This is a genomic window from Pararhodobacter sp. CCB-MM2, assembly GCF_001691415.1.
Classification (GTDB): Bacteria; Pseudomonadota; Alphaproteobacteria; order Rhodobacterales; family Rhodobacteraceae; genus Pararhodobacter.
Genome location: NZ_LRRR01000017.1, coordinates 1 through 17,283, shown reverse-complemented (window position 1 = coordinate 17,283; position 17,283 = coordinate 1). Strand labels below are relative to the sequence as shown.

17 protein-coding genes and 1 tRNA gene are annotated in these 17,283 nt (G+C 65.2%); 10 read left to right on the top strand and 8 right to left on the bottom strand.

Annotation, left to right across the window (positions count from 1 at the left end; all coding sequences use genetic code 11):
- Positions 1-304: 304 nt before the first annotated feature.
- The gene (locus BCY78_RS15630; RefSeq protein WP_139103190.1) at positions 305-982 is read right to left on the bottom strand and encodes a hypothetical protein; all 678 of its coding nucleotides are present in this window, start codon (positions 980-982) and stop codon (positions 305-307) included.
- Positions 983-1,131: 149 nt separating this feature from the next.
- Positions 1,132-2,037 carry an FAD-dependent thymidylate synthase gene (thyX, locus tag BCY78_RS15625; RefSeq protein ID WP_068303810.1) on the bottom strand — a complete coding sequence of 302 codons (906 nt, stop codon included), beginning with the start codon at positions 2,035-2,037 and terminating at the stop codon, positions 1,132-1,134.
- A gap of 86 nt (positions 2,038-2,123) precedes the next feature.
- Here thyX and BCY78_RS15620 point away from each other — a divergent pair, with 86 nt between their 5' ends.
- The 3 genes from BCY78_RS15620 (at position 2,124) to BCY78_RS15610 (ending at position 4,178) form a co-directional block, all read left to right on the top strand.
- Complete coding sequence (locus BCY78_RS15620) at positions 2,124-2,981, top strand: DUF817 domain-containing protein (protein ID WP_068303808.1); 858 nt, start codon at positions 2,124-2,126, stop codon at positions 2,979-2,981.
- 67 nt (positions 2,982-3,048) lie between these two features.
- The gene (locus tag BCY78_RS15615) at positions 3,049-3,477 is read left to right on the top strand and encodes a VOC family protein (protein WP_068303807.1); all 429 of its coding nucleotides are present in this window, start codon (positions 3,049-3,051) and stop codon (positions 3,475-3,477) included.
- Positions 3,474-4,178 carry a DUF1194 domain-containing protein gene (locus tag BCY78_RS15610; protein ID WP_158515945.1) on the top strand — a complete coding sequence of 235 codons (705 nt, stop codon included), beginning with the start codon at positions 3,474-3,476 and terminating at the stop codon, positions 4,176-4,178. Before BCY78_RS15615 ends, BCY78_RS15610 begins: the two co-directional genes overlap by 4 nt.
- A gap of 25 nt (positions 4,179-4,203) precedes the next feature.
- On the opposite strand, the gene BCY78_RS15605 is transcribed toward BCY78_RS15610, so the two are convergent.
- The 3 genes from BCY78_RS15605 to BCY78_RS15595 form a co-directional block, all read right to left on the bottom strand.
- Positions 4,204-5,421 carry a DUF2254 domain-containing protein gene (locus BCY78_RS15605; RefSeq protein ID WP_068303805.1) on the bottom strand — a complete coding sequence of 406 codons (1,218 nt, stop codon included), beginning with the start codon at positions 5,419-5,421 and terminating at the stop codon, positions 4,204-4,206.
- A 13-nt stretch (positions 5,422-5,434) separates the two neighbouring features.
- Entirely contained in the window at positions 5,435-5,635 is a 201-nt protein-coding gene (locus tag BCY78_RS15600; protein WP_068303803.1) for a heavy-metal-associated domain-containing protein, read from the bottom strand.
- Positions 5,636-5,741: 106 nt separating this feature from the next.
- Complete coding sequence (locus BCY78_RS15595) at positions 5,742-6,524, bottom strand: hypothetical protein (RefSeq protein ID WP_068303801.1); 783 nt, start codon at positions 6,522-6,524, stop codon at positions 5,742-5,744.
- A gap of 133 nt (positions 6,525-6,657) precedes the next feature.
- On the opposite strand from BCY78_RS15595, the gene BCY78_RS15590 reads away from it, so the two are divergent.
- A complete protein-coding gene (locus BCY78_RS15590; RefSeq protein ID WP_068303799.1) occupies positions 6,658-7,332 on the top strand; it encodes an orotate phosphoribosyltransferase in 675 nt (224 codons plus the stop codon).
- 245 nt (positions 7,333-7,577) lie between these two features.
- Here the strand turns inward: BCY78_RS15590 and BCY78_RS15585 are convergent, their stop codons facing one another.
- A complete protein-coding gene (locus BCY78_RS15585) occupies positions 7,578-8,894 on the bottom strand; it encodes a hypothetical protein (protein ID WP_068303797.1) in 1,317 nt (438 codons plus the stop codon).
- Positions 8,895-9,228: 334 nt separating this feature from the next.
- Between BCY78_RS15585 and BCY78_RS15580 the strand changes: the two genes are divergently transcribed.
- Positions 9,229-10,749, top strand: coding sequence for a replicative DNA helicase (locus tag BCY78_RS15580; protein ID WP_083195078.1), 1,521 nt, complete (start codon positions 9,229-9,231; stop codon positions 10,747-10,749).
- A gap of 154 nt (positions 10,750-10,903) precedes the next feature.
- Positions 10,904-11,473: a YdeI family protein gene (locus BCY78_RS15575; RefSeq protein WP_068303795.1), complete on the top strand. Its 570-nt coding sequence runs from the start codon at positions 10,904-10,906 to the stop codon at positions 11,471-11,473.
- Positions 11,474-11,649: 176 nt separating this feature from the next.
- On the opposite strand, the gene BCY78_RS15570 is transcribed toward BCY78_RS15575, so the two are convergent.
- On the bottom strand, positions 11,650-12,495 hold the full coding sequence (locus tag BCY78_RS15570) for a MoxR family ATPase (protein ID WP_068303793.1): 846 nt from the start codon (positions 12,493-12,495) through the stop codon (positions 11,650-11,652).
- A 291-nt stretch (positions 12,496-12,786) separates the two neighbouring features.
- Here BCY78_RS15570 and dksA point away from each other — a divergent pair, with 291 nt between their 5' ends.
- A complete protein-coding gene (gene dksA, locus BCY78_RS15565) occupies positions 12,787-13,209 on the top strand; it encodes an RNA polymerase-binding protein DksA (protein WP_068303791.1) in 423 nt (140 codons plus the stop codon).
- Between the two features lie 21 nt (positions 13,210-13,230).
- A complete protein-coding gene (locus BCY78_RS15560) occupies positions 13,231-14,412 on the top strand; it encodes an FAD-dependent monooxygenase (protein WP_068303789.1) in 1,182 nt (393 codons plus the stop codon).
- A 115-nt stretch (positions 14,413-14,527) separates the two neighbouring features.
- Here the strand turns inward: BCY78_RS15560 and BCY78_RS15555 are convergent, their stop codons facing one another.
- Positions 14,528-15,859, bottom strand: a complete 1,332-nt coding sequence (locus tag BCY78_RS15555; protein WP_068303787.1) for an ATP-binding protein — start codon at positions 15,857-15,859, stop codon at positions 14,528-14,530.
- Between the two features lie 44 nt (positions 15,860-15,903).
- On the opposite strand from BCY78_RS15555, the gene BCY78_RS15550 reads away from it, so the two are divergent.
- A complete protein-coding gene (locus BCY78_RS15550) occupies positions 15,904-16,815 on the top strand; it encodes an MBL fold metallo-hydrolase (RefSeq protein WP_369808704.1) in 912 nt (303 codons plus the stop codon).
- 93 nt (positions 16,816-16,908) lie between these two features.
- Positions 16,909-16,983 (top strand) — tRNA-Asn (locus BCY78_RS15545).
- Positions 16,984-17,283 lie beyond the last annotated feature (300 nt).

Here is a 17,283-nt window from a genome sequence, read left to right as displayed (position 1 = left end):
GCCGGGCCGCTCCCGACCTCCCCCGGAGGGCGCGTTGGCGATGTCGGGAGGGGTGACACAGAGTGGCGGCGATGCTTTGGAGGGCTGCGTCCGATCTGGCCGGGTGGGCGCTGTAGGTCTCGCGGCAAATGCATCATTCGTAATGCGGATGGCCGTCGCAATCGCTGATCACGGCGTTCAGGGCCAAGGGGACCTCTTTTGCTTCGAAAGCACTAGAGAAAAAACAAAATGATCAAGAAATAAAGATCGCCGAATTTAGATTAGGAACTAATGTAAGAAAATAAACTGGAGAACAGACAATAAGCTATACATGAAAATCTATCGGCATACTGCTACTGAAAATCCCTTCTTCTGCGCTTGTTCTATAAACGCACATGCGCCCCCTATATCGATCGATCCCCTCACGCTCAGATGACATGATTACCCAAGCGGCGCTACTCATGTGGAACACAAAAAGAAATGCGGCAAGCTTCTCGTCTTTTGAACGAGCAAATCGATAATAGAATTGCTTGTCATGCTTGAGTTTCCCTTGGCGAGGGAAGTCTGCGCTGGGAAAATGTGATAAAAATTCTTCATCAACAGCGCCATCTGCAATCTGTTGATTTGTGAACCAAGCGACGGCCATTGCGCCGACCTGAGGGAACACTGCCTTATTCTCACGATACCAGAACGCCAACCCAAGTTTTGCGCAAAATGGGAACAACCATCGTGTGTAGATACGCCGGTCAATCTTGACCTTGAAAACAGGCTGTAGAAAGCCATTCTTCAGTAGCGACGCTTCTTCAGCATCGCCGCTGATATCCTCAATGAAATCAGGAACATTGTTTGCCAACCCGCGAAGAAGTTCAAAGAGATATTCTTCCTCCACATGGGAACCAACGGGCTGCCCCATGATCAAGGTGCTCGCAGCGGCAACCATATCCCAGTGCTTACTGGTTTCGTCACACCTCGCACATGCTGGAAAGCGGAACGCACCGGGCACTAATCTCCGTACGAATAGAGATCTTGGCGGAGAATGCTCAACGGTCTCCGCAGGAACGCTTCCGCCGCACAAGCAACAAACGGGGTTATCAGCCAAGAATCCCCTAGTTTTCCTTCGGCTTGGCAATTTTCAGAATCCAGCAGGCATCTCTATTCCCACACCGCCTTAAACTCCCGCCACTCGCCGACACTCATCCCGGCGCTCTCGCGGGTCACCTCTTCCCCCTTCAACATCCGCTTCAAGGCGTCAATTGCCTTCGACGACAATGTCGTGCCGCCCATCCGATAATCCTCGAAAGCCGCGAAGGCCAAGGGGACCCAATCGGCGACCATGGCGGCGATGGCCTCGGCATAGACGCGGATCTCGTATTGCGCATGGGCGTCGGCGCGCAGGCGGAGGAAATGGAAGAGGTTGTGCAGATCCGTCTTCCAATACCATTGGGTGTAGACATTCATCGGCAGGTTCATCCGCGCCAATTCCCGCGCGAGGCCCTGCTGGCCGTCCTGTGACAGCATCTCCTCGTAATGGTCGTACATCTGCGAGGCGTCGGATTTCAGCAGCGCCAGCACCCTTGCGGCCTCGGCCCCTTCCAGCACCGCGCCGCGGCCCTGATTGTTGACCGTCGATTGCGCGGCCAGTTGGGCAGGCTCGGGGATGTAGAACTCGCGGTCGAGGATCGAATAGCGCGCCGAGTATTCGTTGACGTTGGCGGTGCGGTGGCGGATCCACTGGCGGGCGACGAAGACCGGCAGCTTCACATGCAGCTTCAGCTCGCACATCTCGAAGGGGGTCGAGTGCCAGTGGCGCATGAGGTAGCGGATCAGCCCCTCGTCGTTGGACACATGCTTGGTGCCGGCGCCGTAGCTGACGCGGGCGGCCTGCACGATGGCGGCGTCGTCACCCATGTAGTCGATGGCGCGCACGAAGCCGTGGTCCAGCACCGGATGGGCGGTGTAGAGATGCTTCTCCATCCCCGGCGCCACTGTCCGCAATGTGAGTTGCGCGTTACCGCGGGCTGCGGTGATCTCGGCCTGCTGTTCTTCGCTCAACGCCATGTCTGTACCCTTTCCGATCGCGGGATTCGTTTTGTCCATCTATAGCAGTCCGACCGCCCACCACACCCAGAATATGGGCCTTGACCATGGTTGACCGAGAGATCTCGTCGCTGGAGCGGCGTCTTGGCCACTGGGCTCGCAGCCGACTGGGGCATCATGGTGGGGCCTTCGTCATGTTCGTGCTGAAGCAGGGCTGGGCTGCGCTGTTCGGCATCCTGTTCCTGCTGGCGCTTATCGTCACGCGGGCCATTTGGCAGCCGGACTGGTGGCTCGCCCGCTATGACGCTTTGTTCCTCTTCGCCATCGCCATTCAGGCGCTGTTCCTCTGGCTGGGGCTCGAGGATTGGGCCGAGGCGCGGGTGATCGCGCTGTTCCACCTGACGGGCACGGTGATGGAGGTCTTCAAGCTGGCGCAGGGGTCCTGGGATTACCCCGAGGCCGGGTTCTTCGAGATCGGCGGCGTGCCCCTGTTCAGCGGCTTCATGTATGGCTGCGTGGGCTCGTTCATGGCGCGGGTGATCCGGGGCTTCCACATGATCTTTGCGCCCTACCCGCCCTTCTGGGTGACGCTGCTGCTGGCCGGTGCGATCTACGCCAATTTCTTCACCCACCATTTCCTGCCCGACATCCGCTGGGCCCTGTTCGCGGCGACCGTGCTGCTGTTCTGGCGCACGCGGATCTGGTTCTATCCGGGCGCGCATCCCTATTGGATGCCCCTGCCCGTCGCGGCCTTCCTCTCCGCGATCTTCCTGTGGATCGCCGAGAATGTCGGCACCTTCACAAGGACCTGGGTCTATGCCGGCCAAGGCAGCCTCGACCTCGTGTCGCTGGGCAAGCTGGGGTCGTGGTATCTGCTGCTCTATGTGAGCTTCGTCACCGTGACCTTGGTGCTGCGCGATCACCTGTCCCCGCAGCCCGTGCGACCGGGCTCGCGCGAGATCTGACGGATTGCGGCTGGCCTGAGCGGCCAAGCGCGTTATCTTGGCCCTCACGACAAGCGAAGAGGATGGCATGGGCCTGACATATCTGCACACCATGGTCCGCGTGAAGGACCTCGAGGCCTCGCTGGCCTTCTACCGCCTGCTGGGGCTGGAAGAGACGCGCCGCTACGAGAATGACAAGGGCCGCTTCACGCTGGTCTTCATGGCCCCGCCGGGCCAGCCGGAATGCCCGGTCGAACTGACGTACAACTGGGACGGCGACGAGGGGCTGCCCTCGGACAGCCGCCATTTCGGCCATCTGGCTTACCGCACCGACGATATCTACGCGCTTTGCCAGCACCTGATGGACAATGGCGTAACCATCAACCGCCCGCCGCGGGACGGGCATATGGCTTTCGTGCGCTCGCCCGACAATATCTCGATCGAGCTGCTGCAGGCCGGCGACGATCTGCCCCCGGCCGAACCCTGGGCCTCGATGCCGAACACGGGTCACTGGTGATCCGGCGGACCTCTGCCCTGCTGGCGCTGATCGCGTCGGGCTGGGCGGGGGCCGCTTGCGCCGGCAACTGCCGGCTCGCGCTGACGCTGGGGTTCGATGTCTCGGCCTCGGTCGATGCGCGTGAATACCGGTTGATGATGGAGGGGACCGCGCAGGCGCTGCGCGATCCTGAAACCCGGGCGGCGATCCTGTCGGGGTCCCCGGTGGCACTGTCGGCCTATGTCTGGGCCGGGCGGCGCGAGCAGGCCATTGCCGTCGATTGGCGCCTGCTGGAAAACGACTCCGACATTGCCGAATTTGCGGACCGTTTGCAGGCCTTCCCCCGTCCGACCGGCGATCCGCTGCGGACCTGGGGTGGGCGTACCGGTGTGGGGGCCGCTTTGGCCGCCGGTGGGCGGCTTCTGGACCGCGCGCCCGCGTGTGACCGGCAGACGATCGACCTTGCGGGTGACGGTCAGAACAATGACGGCCCGGACACCATTCGCTTCGAGGATGTGACGGTGAACGCCCTGTCGATCGCCGGGTCCATGCCGCTGGATTTCGACGGCGCCGTTGACGGGCTGCAGGGATGGATGCGCGAGAACGTGATCCAGGGGCCCGGCGCCTTTGTCATCGAGGCGCAGGGCTTCGAAGATTTCGCCCGCGCCATGCGGCTGAAGCTGATCCGCGAGTTCCGACCGCTGCTTCTGGGCGCGCTGTAGCGCAACGGCGGGATGAAATCCCGCCCTACGCCGTCTTGCTCTTGGGCAGGCGGGCCACGTCATCCTCCAGCGTCAGCGCAGCCTCGGCATGGGCGCGCGCACGTGGCGACATCGCCCGCGCGGCCTCGGCCAGAGACGGATCGGCGCCCTGCCCCAAGGCATCCAGCGTGTCGATCAGCTGCGTCGCCACCTCCAGCATGCCGGCACCGTCGCGGGCGATCGGCGCGAAAGCGGCCTCGACCAGTTCCGGCGCGGTCCAGGGATACACGAAGACCTGCGGGTAGCGGCAAGTCTCTTCAGGGTCAGCCAACGCCCAGTCCCACAGCAGCCGCTCCAGCCGCGAGATCGTGGCAATTGCCGTGCCCGGATCATTCACTCCAGGCGACAGCGCCCGCGATGCGATCTCCGACAGGACGGTGATGGCAAAGGCCGGGTCTTGCTCGAACGTCCGATTGTCGCCGATGACGAAGCAGCGCAGCAACGCTTCCTCATCCGGCGCACTCTCAGCCAACTGCAGAAGTGGCGCGCCCTTGAGGACCTGTTGCCCCGGACGCCGCAGCACCCAGACCGGCCCGTCAGAGCATTCCGCCAACCCCTTCACGTCGATCACCTGCAGCGTGCCCGACCGCGGCGCGGTCAAGGTCCGCACATGATCCGCCGCAACCGTCTGATCGCTGATTGCCGACGCGCCCAGCGCCGGATGGCGTCGGTGCGCGGTCAGCGCCTTCTTTGCCTGCGCCTCGGCCCGGTCGAGCGCGTCCTGCACCGTGCCCAGCCGCGCCAGATGGGCGATCCAGCGCACCAAAGCGAGAACCACCGCCCCGGTCACAGCAAGGGTCACCCCCAGCACCAGCGGCGCGCCACCGGTGAAGCCCGCTTGGAGCAGGATCAGCGCTGTCAGAGCATAAACGAAGGCGCCGATGAAGATGCCCAGCACGTTCTGGGTCAGTCCGTCCTGAATCATCAGATCCAGAACCCGTGGCGTCGCGGCCTGCGCCGCCGCGCGGTGCGATTGCACCATGGTCCCCAACGAGAAGGTCGAGACCGCCAGCATCGACGAGGCAAGGATCTCGAGCACCGGGATGACCGCGCCCGCGTCGATCAGCTCTTCGATCCATTCCGGCACCAAGGGGGCGGCCAGCGCCGCCACGATCACGGCCAGAAAGGCGAGCGCTGCGAAGAGCGCGACGCGCAGCCAGAGCGCGCGACCGAGCCGGCGCAGGAGGACGAGGAAACGGGTCACGCGGGCGCCGGGATCAGACCGGCTCGGCCGGGAAGCCGATCGCGTCGAGCGCGGCGATCACCTGCGGCTGCGCGGCCTCGCCGGTGACGGTGACCCGGCGCTGCGCCATGTCGAAAGCGGCCTGTGCGCCGAGGGGCTGCAGGGCCTGATCGATGGAAGCGCGGCAATGGCCGCAGCTCATGTCGGGAACGGAGAGAGTGTAGCTTTGGGACATGGGGACCTCCTTGGGGCCGGCAGCCTGTTGAAAGATCAGGAAAGCGCGCGCGGGCCCCAAGTCAAGACTTCCACCCGCTGGAGGGTGACAGCCGGTCGCAGGCTTGTTACCCGCCCTGCCCGCTGCCATGGAGCCGCGCGTTGCAATCGGCGATCTCGGCGGCGAGGGCTTCGGGCAGCGGATACAAGATCTCGGGAACCAGGACTGTTCCCTCAGGCAGGTCCTCGGACCGGACGTAATGCGCGAGCTGCTGCAAGGCTGCGTCGGCCTCCGGCCCATAGGCGGCGGGATCGGCCTGCGGCGTTCCGCGGGCCAGATCGTGCATTGGCGCCGCAAGGGCCGAGAGATGGGCGGCGAAGGCGGGCCATTCGCCCTCGGCCCCGTGCAGCGAGACGATCGCACAAAGCGCCTGAGCCGGGTCACGTTGCGCGGCGGCGAGGTAATCAGCCAACTGCTGCGGCACCTCCGGCGCGACCTGCAGCCAGAGGCGCATCAACGGCACCGATTGCTGGTTTACCGTCGCCTCGCGCATGGTGATCAGCCGGCGCCCTTGAGCGATGATCGACCAGGCGCCGCCCGACAGTTGCAGATAGGCCCAGCCGGGATCGGCGGGATAGCGCGCCGTCCCCTCGACCTGCAGGGTTGTCGCGTCGACCCGGATCTGGCCCTCCGCGCTGGCTTGCGGATCCGCGCAATCCGGCGGCGTGCATTGGGTCCAGAGCTGCGCCGAGAGCTGGTCGCCTGCGATCTCCATCGCTTCGATATTGCCGGGCACGAGGCCCAGCATGTCACCAAGCGCCATCCAATGCCCCTCGAGCGGGGTGTTCTGGGCGTGGCCGGGGGCGGCGGCGAGCGCCAGGGCGGCGGCAAGCAGGGTCGGTCTGAACATAGGGTCCTCCATTGCCCCCGGCCTAGCAGCGCGCGCGATTGTCAGCGACGGCAATTGCCGTTAGGACGCGCGCAATCCCTCTTCTGCCCGTCGCTTGCCCCGATCCGTGCCGATCTGCCAAAGGAGTGCCCAGATGATCCCCACCTCGCATATCGATCCCGCCATGATGGCCCGCCTGTCCGCGCGCATGCTGCTGGATATCGGCGCCGTGCACTTCAATGCGCGCGAGCCCTTCACCCATGCCTCGGGGAACAAGGCGCCGACCTATGTCGATTGCCGCAAGCTGATCTCCTTCCCGCGCATCCGTTCGACGCTGATGGATTTCCTTGCCGCCAAGGTGATGGGCGCGGCCGGGTTCGAAGCCTTCGACAACGTGGCCGGCGGCGAGACCGCGGGTATCCCCTTCGCCGCGCTGATGGCCGAGCGGATGGCGCTGCCGATGACCTATGTGCGCAAGAAGCCGAAGGGCTACGGGCGCAATGCCCGGATCGAGGGGGTGATGACCGAGGGCGAGCGCGTGCTGCTGGTCGAGGACATGACCACGGATGGTGGCTCCAAGCTGTCCTTCGTCGATGCGATCCGCGACACCGGGGCCAGCTGTGGCCATACGGCGGTGATCTTCTACTACGACATCTATCCCGAGACGGTGTCGCGCCTTGGCGATCACGGCGTCGCGCTGCACTACCTTTGCACTTGGTGGGACGTGCTGGCGGAAGCCCGCGCGCGCGGCGATTTCGACACCGAAACGCTGGATTCGGTCGAGGCCTATCTGCGCGCGCCGAAGGACTGGACCCCGCCTTCGGCCTGAGGGCGCGACGGGTGAGGGGTTTCGCCCTCGCCCGGCATGGCTGCGCCATGCAGGTTTCGGGCGACCGGGCGCCTCGCTTCGCTCGGCGCCAAACAGAAGGGAAGAAGGGGCTGTCTGCCCCCTCGGCCTGTGGCCTCACCCCCGAGGATATTTTCAGAACGAAGATGGGGAACCGGCGCAGAGGCGACGGTGGCGCGTTTTCGATCATTCCTGGGTTGTGATTGCGGCCAAGATCGAGGCTGCGGTCAGGCTTTCTGATCCAGGCTCGGCGGTAAGAATAACATCTCGGGATCGGTCTGGCCGAAGCTGACCACGCCGATCCCTGCGGATTGTGCCGCGCCGTAGATCCGGATCGATCCCGAACCCAGCGTCAGAACCAGCGCGTCACCGTCCCAGTCCGAGGACCATGTCGTGTCGTGGTCCAGCTGGATTGCCAGTGTTGTCCCCGCCCCCAGCATGACGGTGTCCCGACCGTCCCCCGCCGAATACTGCAGCGCGACGGTTCCGCCCGAGAGATACATCAGATCGTCGCCTGCGCCGCCCCGCACGGAGATCATATCGGCGACCTTGAGGTTGAGGACGTCGTTCCCGGCGCCAAGGTGGATATCCTCGATATTCGTGGCCACTTGGGCGATGCGGCCGGCGGCATCCAGATCCGCATCGGCTTCGGGCTTATAGCTGGTCGAGACGCCCGTTACCGTATCGATGGTCACGACATCGTCGCCCTCCCCTGTATAAAGACCACCCAGCGCGCCAGCATGGATCGAAACCGTATCGCCACCGGAACCGGTGTAGATGCTTTTGACGATGTCCGCCTTGATCGCAACCGCATCGGCGCCGTCGCCGGTATAGACACTGCCCACAAAGCCGGCCTCGATGGCGACGGCGTCATTATCCGCGAACGCGGCTCGGCCCTTGCCATCGACACCGGTGTAAATGCTGCTCACCACATCGGCACGGATCGTGACGGCGTCATGCCCGCTGCCGGTGTAGACGCTATCAACACTGCCCGCTTCCAACGCCACGGCGTCATCATCGCTGCCGCCAACCGCCGTCGCACCGGGGCCGGTCGTCCATCCGGTGTAGACGCTGGAGATCTTCGAGGCCTTGAGCGTGACCGCGTCATTCCCTGCCCCGGTGTAGAATCCCTCGACATTGCCCGTAGTCACGCCTGCAAAGGCCCGCGTATCGCCACTCTGTGCCGACGCGATGAGCGTCAGCCCCGTCCCGCCCGTCGTTGCGGCACCGCCCATGCCCCGCAAGCGGCTCAGGGCCTTCACCATGTCGGAGATGCGCGCCTTGGTCGTGGCCTCATTCAACGCGGCGCGGGCGCGCTTGCGCCCCTCCAGCCGGCTGTCGGCAAGGGTCTGTCCGGCGCGCGCGACCTCGCCCGCGCGCTCAAGCCGGGTCTCGTGGTAGCTTCGGAGGGTATCGCGCAGGGCTTCAGCCGTCGGCCGCCCCTCGCCCCCAAGTGACAGCGCAGCGGCACTGGCCCCGGACGCACCCGTTCGGGCAACCAGCAGAGACAGGGCCGTTCCGGCTGACACAGGGGACGAGGACATGGCACTCTCCGGCTCACGGGTACTGAGATCGAGCCTGCGCCGGGAACGTTAACGAGAGTTTATTTTTGATGCCGCCAGGATGCATCTTATCGCGCAAATTGTCCGCATTCGCGGCTTGGCGGCCGGCGGGAAGCCGCCGCGAGGAGAGTTATCCACAGACCCGTCCCCAGCGAAATCTCACCGCGATGATTGCGGGACGGGCGGCATTTTGCGATAAGTCGGGACAACCCCGTCCGTCAGGTCCATGCGCGAACGTCGCCCGGCCCCCATGCCCCGCTTCCCGTTGCGAGGCCTCGGACGGCGGACCCTGACAGACCCCCGACCGGATGCCTTCATGACCGAGATCGCCACCCTCCGCTCTGCCCCCGGAACCGCCGCAGCCAAGCCCGCCGAGGGCGAAGGCCTCGCACCCGGAGAGATCCTGCCGCATAATATCGAGGCAGAACAGCAGCTTCTGGGCGCGATCCTGACCAACAACGACGTCTATGACCGCGTCTCGCAGCTGGTGAAGGCCGAGCATTTCTTCGAGCCCGTCCACAAGCGCATCTTCGAGATCGCCGCCGCGCGCATCCAGAAGAACGCCCTTGCCTCGCCGGTCACGTTGAAGGCCTTCATGGAGGATGACGAGGGGCTGAAGGAGCTGGGCGGCGCGGCCTATCTCGCCCGGATCGCCGGTGCGGCCATCGCCTCCTATGCCGCGCGCGATTATGCGCAGATGATCTACGACCTCGCCGTGCGCCGCGAGCTGATCCAGCTCGGCCGCGACATCGCCGCCCGCGCGGCCACCGTCGAAGTGAAGGACGAGCCCAAGGAGCAGATCGTCGCCGCCGAACAGGCGCTCTACAAGCTGGGCGAACAGGGCGTGGCGGAGAAGGGCTTTCAAAGCTTCCTGCGCGCCGTGACTGAAGCCGTGAACGTCGCCGCCGCCGCCTATCAGCGTGACGGGGGCCTTGCGGGGATCTCCACCGGGCTGATCGACCTCGACAAGAAGCTCGGCGGCCTGCATCCGTCCGACTTGATCATCCTCGCCGGTCGTCCGTCGATGGGGAAGACCTCGCTGACGACGAACATCGCCTTCAACATCGCCAAGGCCTACAAGCGCGGCATCCGCCACGACGGGCAGGAAGGCGCGGTGAATGGCGGTGCGGTCGGGTTCTTCTCGCTCGAGATGTCAGCAGACCAGCTGGCGGCGCGGATCCTGTCAGAGGCCGCCGAGGTGCCGTCCGAGCAGATCCGCCGCGGTGATATGACCGAAGAGGAATTCCGCCGCTTCGTCGAGGTCGCGAAGACGCTGGAGAACTGCCCGCTTTACATCGACGACACCCCGGCGCTGCCGATCAGCCAGGTCGCTGCCCGGGCGCGCCGCCTCAAGCGGACGCATGGCCTCGACGTGCTGATGGTCGACTACCTCCAGCTGCTGCGCGGCTCTTCCAAGGAAAGCCGGGTGCAGGAGGTCTCCGAGATCACCCAGGGCCTGAAAGCCATCGCCAAGGAGCTGAACATCCCGGTCATCGCCCTGTCGCAGCTGTCGCGCGCCGTGGAAAGCCGGGACGACAAGCGGCCGCAGCTGTCGGACCTTCGGGAATCGGGCTCGATCGAACAGGACGCCGATGTGGTGATGTTCGTGTTCCGCGAGGAGTATTACCGCGAGCGCGAGAAGCCCTCGGATCACGACCTCGAGGCGATGGCCAAATGGCAGGAGGTAATGGAACGCACGCACGGCAAGGCCGAGGTGATCATCGGCAAGCAGCGTCACGGACCGATCGGCACGGTGGAGCTGTCCTTCGAGGGCCGCTTCACGCGCTTCGGCAACCTGGTGCAGACGTGGCAAGAAGGTGGCGGCGACGGGTTCTGATCAGCCCGAGGGGTTTCGCCCTCACCCGGCATGGCTCCGCCACGCAGGTCTCGGGCGACCGAAAAGCGTAAAGGCGTGCCTCGCTTCGCTCGGCAAAGAGGGGGGCTCTGCCCCTCGCCCTGCGGGCTCACCCCGGGATATTTGAGGAACGAAGATGAACGAAGTCGATCGCTATTTCCAGGACGCCACGCGCTGGCGGGACGAGTCGGAAGCCTTGCGCGCCATCCTTCTTGATGCAGGACTGGGAGAGGCGCTGAAATGGGGCAAGCCGACCTATACTCATGCCAGCGGCAACATTTGCCAGATCCAGAAGATGAAGGAGGTGATGACCCTCCTTTTCTTCAAAGGTGCGTTGCTCGACGATGACGGCACGCTGGAGTTCCCCGGCGAGAATTCCCGGATCGGCAAGAGGATGCGATTCCAGTCCAGCGACGACGTTGTTTCTCAGGAAGCCTCGGTCCGGAAACATGTCGCGAAAGCGAAGCAGCTGGAGGAAGACGGCACCGAGGTCGAACCGGACCGCGCGCTCGAGCTGCCCGAGGAACTCGCCGCGCTCCTTGCCGATGACGAAGACCTGAACACCGCCTTCGACGCCCTCACCCCGGGTCGCCAACGCAGCTGGGCGCTCTACATCAGCGGCGCGAAGAAGACCGAAACCCGCCAAACGCGCGCTCAATCCGCAGCCCCCAAAATCCTCGCCGGCAAGGGCTTCATGGACGGCTGACCAAGCGGCCCAATTCATCTTCGTTCTTCAAATATCCTTCGGGGTGAGGCCGCAGGCCGAGGGGGCGAATAGCCCCCTTCTTCTTGCCGAGCGAAGCGAGGCCCGGTCGCCCGAGACCTGCCTGGCGGAGCCATGCCGGGTGAAGGCGAAACCCCTCCCCCGTACGGAACTGCCGATCAGCGCCCTTGATTGCGCCGGGCCATGAAGGCCAGCCGCTCGAACAAATGCACGTCCTGTTCGTTCTTCAGAAGCGCCCCATGCAGCTTCGGCAGGGCATTCACCCCGTCGCGCTTCAAATCCTCGGGGCCCAGGTCCTCAGCCAGCAAAAGCTTCAGCCAGTCCAGCATCTCGGAGGTCGAGGGCTTCTTCTTCAGCCCCGGCGTCTCGCGCAGCTCGAAGAATTGCGTCAGCGCTGTCGACAAAAGCTGCTCCTTGATCCCCGGATGGTGCACGCGGACGATCTGCGCCAGCACCTCTGGGTCCGGGAAGCGGATGAAATGGAAGAAGCAGCGGCGCAGGAAGGCGTCCGGCAGCTCCTTCTCGTTGTTCGAGGTGATGATGACGATCGGCCGCACCTTGGCCCGGATCGTCTCGCCGGTCTCGTAGACATGAAACTCCATGCGGTCGAGTTCCTGCAGCAGGTCGTTGGGGAACTCGATATCCGCCTTGTCGACCTCGTCGATCAAGAGGACGACCTTCCCCTCGGCCTCGAAGGCCTGCCACAGCTTGCCCTTGCGGATGTAGTTCGACACGTCATGCACGCGCTCGTCGCCCAGCTGGCTGTCGCGCAACCGGCTCACCGCATCATACTCGTAGAGCCCCTGATGCGCCCGCGTCGTCGACTTCACGTTCCACTCGATCATCGGCAACCCCAGCGAGGCCGCCACCTGCCGCGCAAGCTCCGTCTTGCCCGTGCCCGGCTCGCCTTTGACCAGAAGCGGGCGCTCCAGCGTCACCGCGGCATTCACCGCCATCGTCAGGTCATCGGTCGCGATATAGCTCTCGGTCGAGGAAAAACGCATGGCCACTCCATCCGGCAGGTCGTCGCCGCGACCCTAGCCCCCGCGCCCCGGCCCTGCAAGCCACGCCCCCACGGCATCGCCTTGGCAAACTTGCCGAAACAACCCGCACGGGCATAACCTCCACGGCCTCCCCTGCGGCAGCGATGTCACGCGCCCGGAATTGTGACCAATTCTGGCGTGACATCTTCCTTGCCAGGGAGTAATCCCCTCCGGAGGGGGCTCGGAATGACCGCAGAGAACGAAAGCGTCGAGTCGGTTGCCAAAAGTTCCGGGCAAACAGGGGATGCACCTATGAAACCGGAAAATTTTCTTCCTGACAATTACAAGCCGGCCGAAGACGAGCCGTTCATGAACGAACGCCAGCTCGAATACTTCCGTCGCAAGCTCTTGGCCTGGAAAGAAGAATTGCTGGAAGACAGCAAGGAAACCCTGGCCGATCTCGCCAATTCCACGCGCAACCTTCCCGATATGGCCGACCGCGCCAGCGAGGAAACAGACCGCGCGCTGGAACTGCGTACCCGGGATCGTCAGCGCAAGCTGGTCTCCAAGATCGACGGGGCCCTGCGCCGCATCGAGAACGGTGAATTCGGCTATTGCGAAATGACCGGCGAACCGATCTCGCTCAAGCGTCTCGACGCCCGCCCGATCGCCACCATGACGCTCGAAGCCCAGGAACGCCACGAGCGCAGCGAACGCGTCCACCGCGACGACTGAACCGACGGAACGACGGCGCCGATGCCTGCACAAGACCCGACCGCGCCCCTCGCCGGGCGCCAGGCGCTGGTGCTGGGCGCAGGCGTCGCCGGCCTTGGGGCCGCGATCGCCCTGCGCCAGCGCGGGGCCGAGGTGTCGATCCTCGAACAAGCGCCCCGAATCACCGAGGTCGGGGCCGGCCTCCAGATCAGCCCCAACGGGGCGCGCGTCCTGCAGGCGCTCGGCATCGACCCGGCCGAGGCCGGTGACCGCTCCGAGGCCGTGCAGCTCCATGACAGCACGGGTCGCCTCGTCACCCGCCTCGCCATGCCGCAAGACGGTGCCGGCTTCTGGCTCTGCCACCGCGCTGACCTGATCCGCGCGCTCGAACGCCGGATGCGCGCTGCCGGCATCCACGTCCAGCTGCTGCAAAAGGTCGAGGACATCCCCCTCCCCGATCCCGGCCCCTCGGTCACCACTCAGGCCGGCGCCCGCCACGACTCGCCCCTGCTGATCGGCGCGGACGGCCTGCATTCCCCGCTTCGCCGGGTCCTGAACGGCGCCGCCGAGCCCTTCTTCACCGGCCAAGTCGCCTGGCGCGCGCTGATCCCCGGCGACGACGGCCCCCGAGTGGCGCAGGTCTTCATGGGCCCCGGCCGCCACCTCGTCAGCTATCCGCTACGCGGCGGCAAACTGCGCAACATCGTCGCCGTGCAGGAACGCTCGGTCTGGGCCGCCGAAGGCTGGAACCAGCCCGACGATCCCGAGGCCCTGCGCGCCGCGTTCGCCCGCTTCGGCGGACCTGTCCCCGGCTGGCTGGAGCAGGTGCAGGAGCTTTACCTCTGGGGCCTGTTCCGCCACCCGGTCGCCCGCCATTGGCACGATAGCGAAGGCCGCGCCGCCCTTCTCGGCGATGCGGCCCACCCGACTCTGCCCTTCATGGCCCAAGGCGCCAACATGGCGCTCGAGGATTGCTGGACGCTTGCCGATTGCCTCGCCAGCACGCCCGACGATCCCCAAACCGCGCTGGCCATCTATCAACAACGCCGCGCACCGCATGTGACCAAGGTCGTCGCCGCAGCCAATGCCAACGCCCGGAATTACCACCTGAAAGGCCCGATGGCCGCGCTTGCGCATGCCGTCCTGCGCACCGGCAATGCGTTGGCTCCGAGTATGGCATTGAAACGCTACGACTGGATCTACCAACACGACGTCACGGCCTGATCCGACCGTCGCTTGAGTATTTTCAGCAAGGTGAATGGGCCTCGCGCCGCTCCTTCCGCCTCTTCGTTCTGAAAATATCCCGGGGTGAGCCCGCAGGGCGAGGGGGCAGAGCCCCCTATTCCATCGGCAACACCAAGCGCGCCAGCAACCCGCCATAGCCGGCACTCTGCCCCCGCGACAGCTCCAGCCGCCCGCCATGGCTGCGCATCGCATCTGCCACGATCGCCAGCCCCAAGCCCGCTCCACTGCCCCGCGACGCCCCGCGCGCCGGGTCCAATCGCACGAAAGGCCGCATCGCCGCGGCGTGCTGATCCTCAGGGATGCCCGGCCCGTCATCCTCGACACAAACCACCGCGCAGGGGCCGTCTCGCTCGATCCAGACCTGCGCCCGTGTGCCATAGCGCAGGGCATTGCCGATCAGATTGTCGACGGCCCGCGCCATCAACTGCGGCCGCAGCGGCAGCGCGCAGCCGTCACAGCCCCCGACAAAGACCACCGGACGCCCGCCGCGCCCAGCCTCCTGCACGCGCCCGGCGACCAAAGCCGAGAGATCCGTCGCCTCGACCGGCTCCACCGCCTCCGTCCTCGCGAATTCGAGAAACCGGTCGATCAGCGCCTCCATCTCGGCCACATCGGCCAGAAGCGCCGCCGCCTCGGGCTCGTCCTCCAGCATCGACAGCGCCAGCCGCATCCGGGTGAGCGGCGTGCGCAGATCATGGCTCACGCCCGACAGCAGCAGGGTGCGCTGCTCGATATGCCGCTCGATCCGCTCGCGCATCTCCAGAAACGCCCGGCCTGCCGCCCGCACCTCGGTCGCGCCGCCGACCCGGAACGGCACAGTCTGGCCACGCCCGAAGGCTTCCGCCGCCAGCGCCAACCGGGCCATCGGCCGCATCTGGTTCTTCAGGTACAGGAAGGCGATGACCCCCATCACGATGCCGATCACGAAGGTCAGCACCAGCATCTGATGCGGGTTGCGCGCAGAAATCCGACTCATCGGGAAACCCAGCTGGACAAAGCCATGCCGGCCACGCAGCCACATCGAGACCTGCCCGGCCTCGATCCCGACCGACGCCAGCTCCGGCAAGGCGCTCTCCAGCTCCCGTAGCGCCAGGCGCCCGGACAGGTCATAGAACGGCAGCTGCGAATCCCCCACCGAGGGCGGCGCCGCCTCGACGACCCGCACATTCAGCTCGAATCCTTGCGCCAAGGCGACCGCCTCCCGCCGCGCCGCCACGTCATCCGGCTCAGCATCGATCCGGTCGAGGATGTAATCCCCCACCAGCACGAAATTCGCGGTCATCTGCCGCGTCACCCCGTCGTAATGCCGCTGGATGAAGGTGACTGAGACGACCAGAAGGATGGTCGAGACGGGCACGAAAACGATGAGCGCGGCCCGCCAATAGAGGCCACGCGGCAGAAACGGTTTGAGCAGGCGGCCAAGCATGGCGATACTCTAGCCCCGACCTGCCCCCTTTGCGAGACCCAGACGTGACCCTGCCCCAGACCGCCGCCTTCGATCCGAAACCCGGCCAGCCCCTGATTCTGGAACCCGGCCTTCGGCTGGTCCTCGCCCCGAATCCCTCGCCCATGACCGAGCGCGGCACGAACACCTACCTTCTGGGCGACGGCGCGGTCACGGTGATCGACCCCGGCCCCGCCGACCCCGCGCATCTCGCCGCGATCCTCGCCGCCCTCGCCCCGTCAGAGCGCGTGGCCCAAATCGTCATCACTCATGCGCATAAGGACCACTCCCCCCTCGCCCGCCCGCTGGCCGACGCCACCGGCGCCCCTATCGTCGCCTTCGGGGATGCCCTCGCGGGGCGCTCTGCCCGTATGGCCGCGCTGGCCGAGGATGTCGGCGGCGGCGAAGGCGTGGACGCCGACTTCCGCCCCGATATCCAGTTGGCCGATGGTCAGGCGATCGAGGCCGGCGGCCGCCCCCTCACCGCGATCCACACACCGGGCCATTTCGGCAACCACCTCAGCTTTGACTGGGGCGAGGCGCTGTTTTCCGGCGACCATGTCATGGGCTGGGCCCCCAGCCTCGTCTCGCCGCCCGATGGCGACCTCACCGACTTCATGGCCAGCCTTGACCGCCTGACCGCCCTTGGCCCGCGCCGCTATTATCCGGGTCACGGCGCCCCCATCGACGACGGCCTTGGCCGCGTCGCGGCATTGCGCGCGCACCGCCTCGGCCGCGAGGCCTCGATTCTCGCCGCCCTGCGCTCCGGCGCCGGAAATCTCGGCGCGATCACCGAGGTGGTCTACACCGACGTCGCCCCTGCGCTTCTGCCGGCGGCTGCGCGAAACGTGCTGGCGCATCTGATTGACCTCGAAGCCCGCGGAATGCTGCGTTTCCAAGGCAATCCCGGCCCGCAAACCCCTGTTCTTGCACTGTAAAACCAGAGACGAAGATTTTTTGACGAAAGGATGAAAAAATCGTCTTGGACCCTCTGGACGTCCCCGAAACCCACCGCTATACAGCCCCCATGTTCCGGCGTAGCTCAGCGGTAGAGCAGTTGACTGTTAATCAATTGGTCGTAGGTTCGATCCCTACCGCCGGAGCCAATTCACCGCTTAAGTCCTTGTAAAACAAGGCAAAGGCTGAATTTGGCAAATACAGTGTCACACAGCACTGTAGCACAAGTTCCTGAAATTCGGGTCGCTCGTCTCCAGCCTTGGAGGCCGCAACTTGGCGACTGCCCCTTACCTTCTGCAACGCGGCTCCACTTGGAGCTGGCTGTTGATTTCCACCCAGAACTGACCCGGGAGAGCACTTAGTTTCCATTGAGAATTGACCCATGTGACCCTCCCCGCGACGCAGCTTGCAGCGGGGGATTCCGGAGTGATCCACATGGGACTTTTGAA

Bases quoted from the DNA above. Each gene is read 5' to 3' on its own strand.
- BCY78_RS15585 (WP_068303797.1), bottom strand. From the start codon at position 8,894: ATGTCCTCGTCCCCTGTGTCAGCCGGAACGGCCCTGTCTCTGCTGGTT.
- BCY78_RS15555 (WP_068303787.1), bottom strand. From the start codon at position 15,859: ATGCTTGGCCGCCTGCTCAAACCGTTTCTGCCGCGTGGCCTCTATTGG.
- BCY78_RS15595 (WP_068303801.1), bottom strand. From the start codon at position 6,524: ATGTTCAGACCGACCCTGCTTGCCGCCGCCCTGGCGCTCGCCGCCGCC.
- BCY78_RS15615 (WP_068303807.1), top strand. From the start codon at position 3,049: ATGGGCCTGACATATCTGCACACCATGGTCCGCGTGAAGGACCTCGAG.
- dksA (WP_068303791.1), top strand. From the start codon at position 12,787: ATGAAACCGGAAAATTTTCTTCCTGACAATTACAAGCCGGCCGAAGAC.
- BCY78_RS15590 (WP_068303799.1), top strand. From the start codon at position 6,658: ATGATCCCCACCTCGCATATCGATCCCGCCATGATGGCCCGCCTGTCC.
- BCY78_RS15570 (WP_068303793.1), bottom strand. From the start codon at position 12,495: ATGCGTTTTTCCTCGACCGAGAGCTATATCGCGACCGATGACCTGACG.
- BCY78_RS15580 (WP_083195078.1), top strand. From the start codon at position 9,229: ATGACCGAGATCGCCACCCTCCGCTCTGCCCCCGGAACCGCCGCAGCC.
- BCY78_RS15600 (WP_068303803.1), bottom strand. From the start codon at position 5,635: ATGTCCCAAAGCTACACTCTCTCCGTTCCCGACATGAGCTGCGGCCAT.
- thyX (WP_068303810.1), bottom strand. From the start codon at position 2,037: ATGGCGTTGAGCGAAGAACAGCAGGCCGAGATCACCGCAGCCCGCGGT.
- BCY78_RS15620 (WP_068303808.1), top strand. From the start codon at position 2,124: ATGGTTGACCGAGAGATCTCGTCGCTGGAGCGGCGTCTTGGCCACTGG.
- BCY78_RS15560 (WP_068303789.1), top strand. From the start codon at position 13,231: ATGCCTGCACAAGACCCGACCGCGCCCCTCGCCGGGCGCCAGGCGCTG.
- BCY78_RS15575 (WP_068303795.1), top strand. From the start codon at position 10,904: ATGAACGAAGTCGATCGCTATTTCCAGGACGCCACGCGCTGGCGGGAC.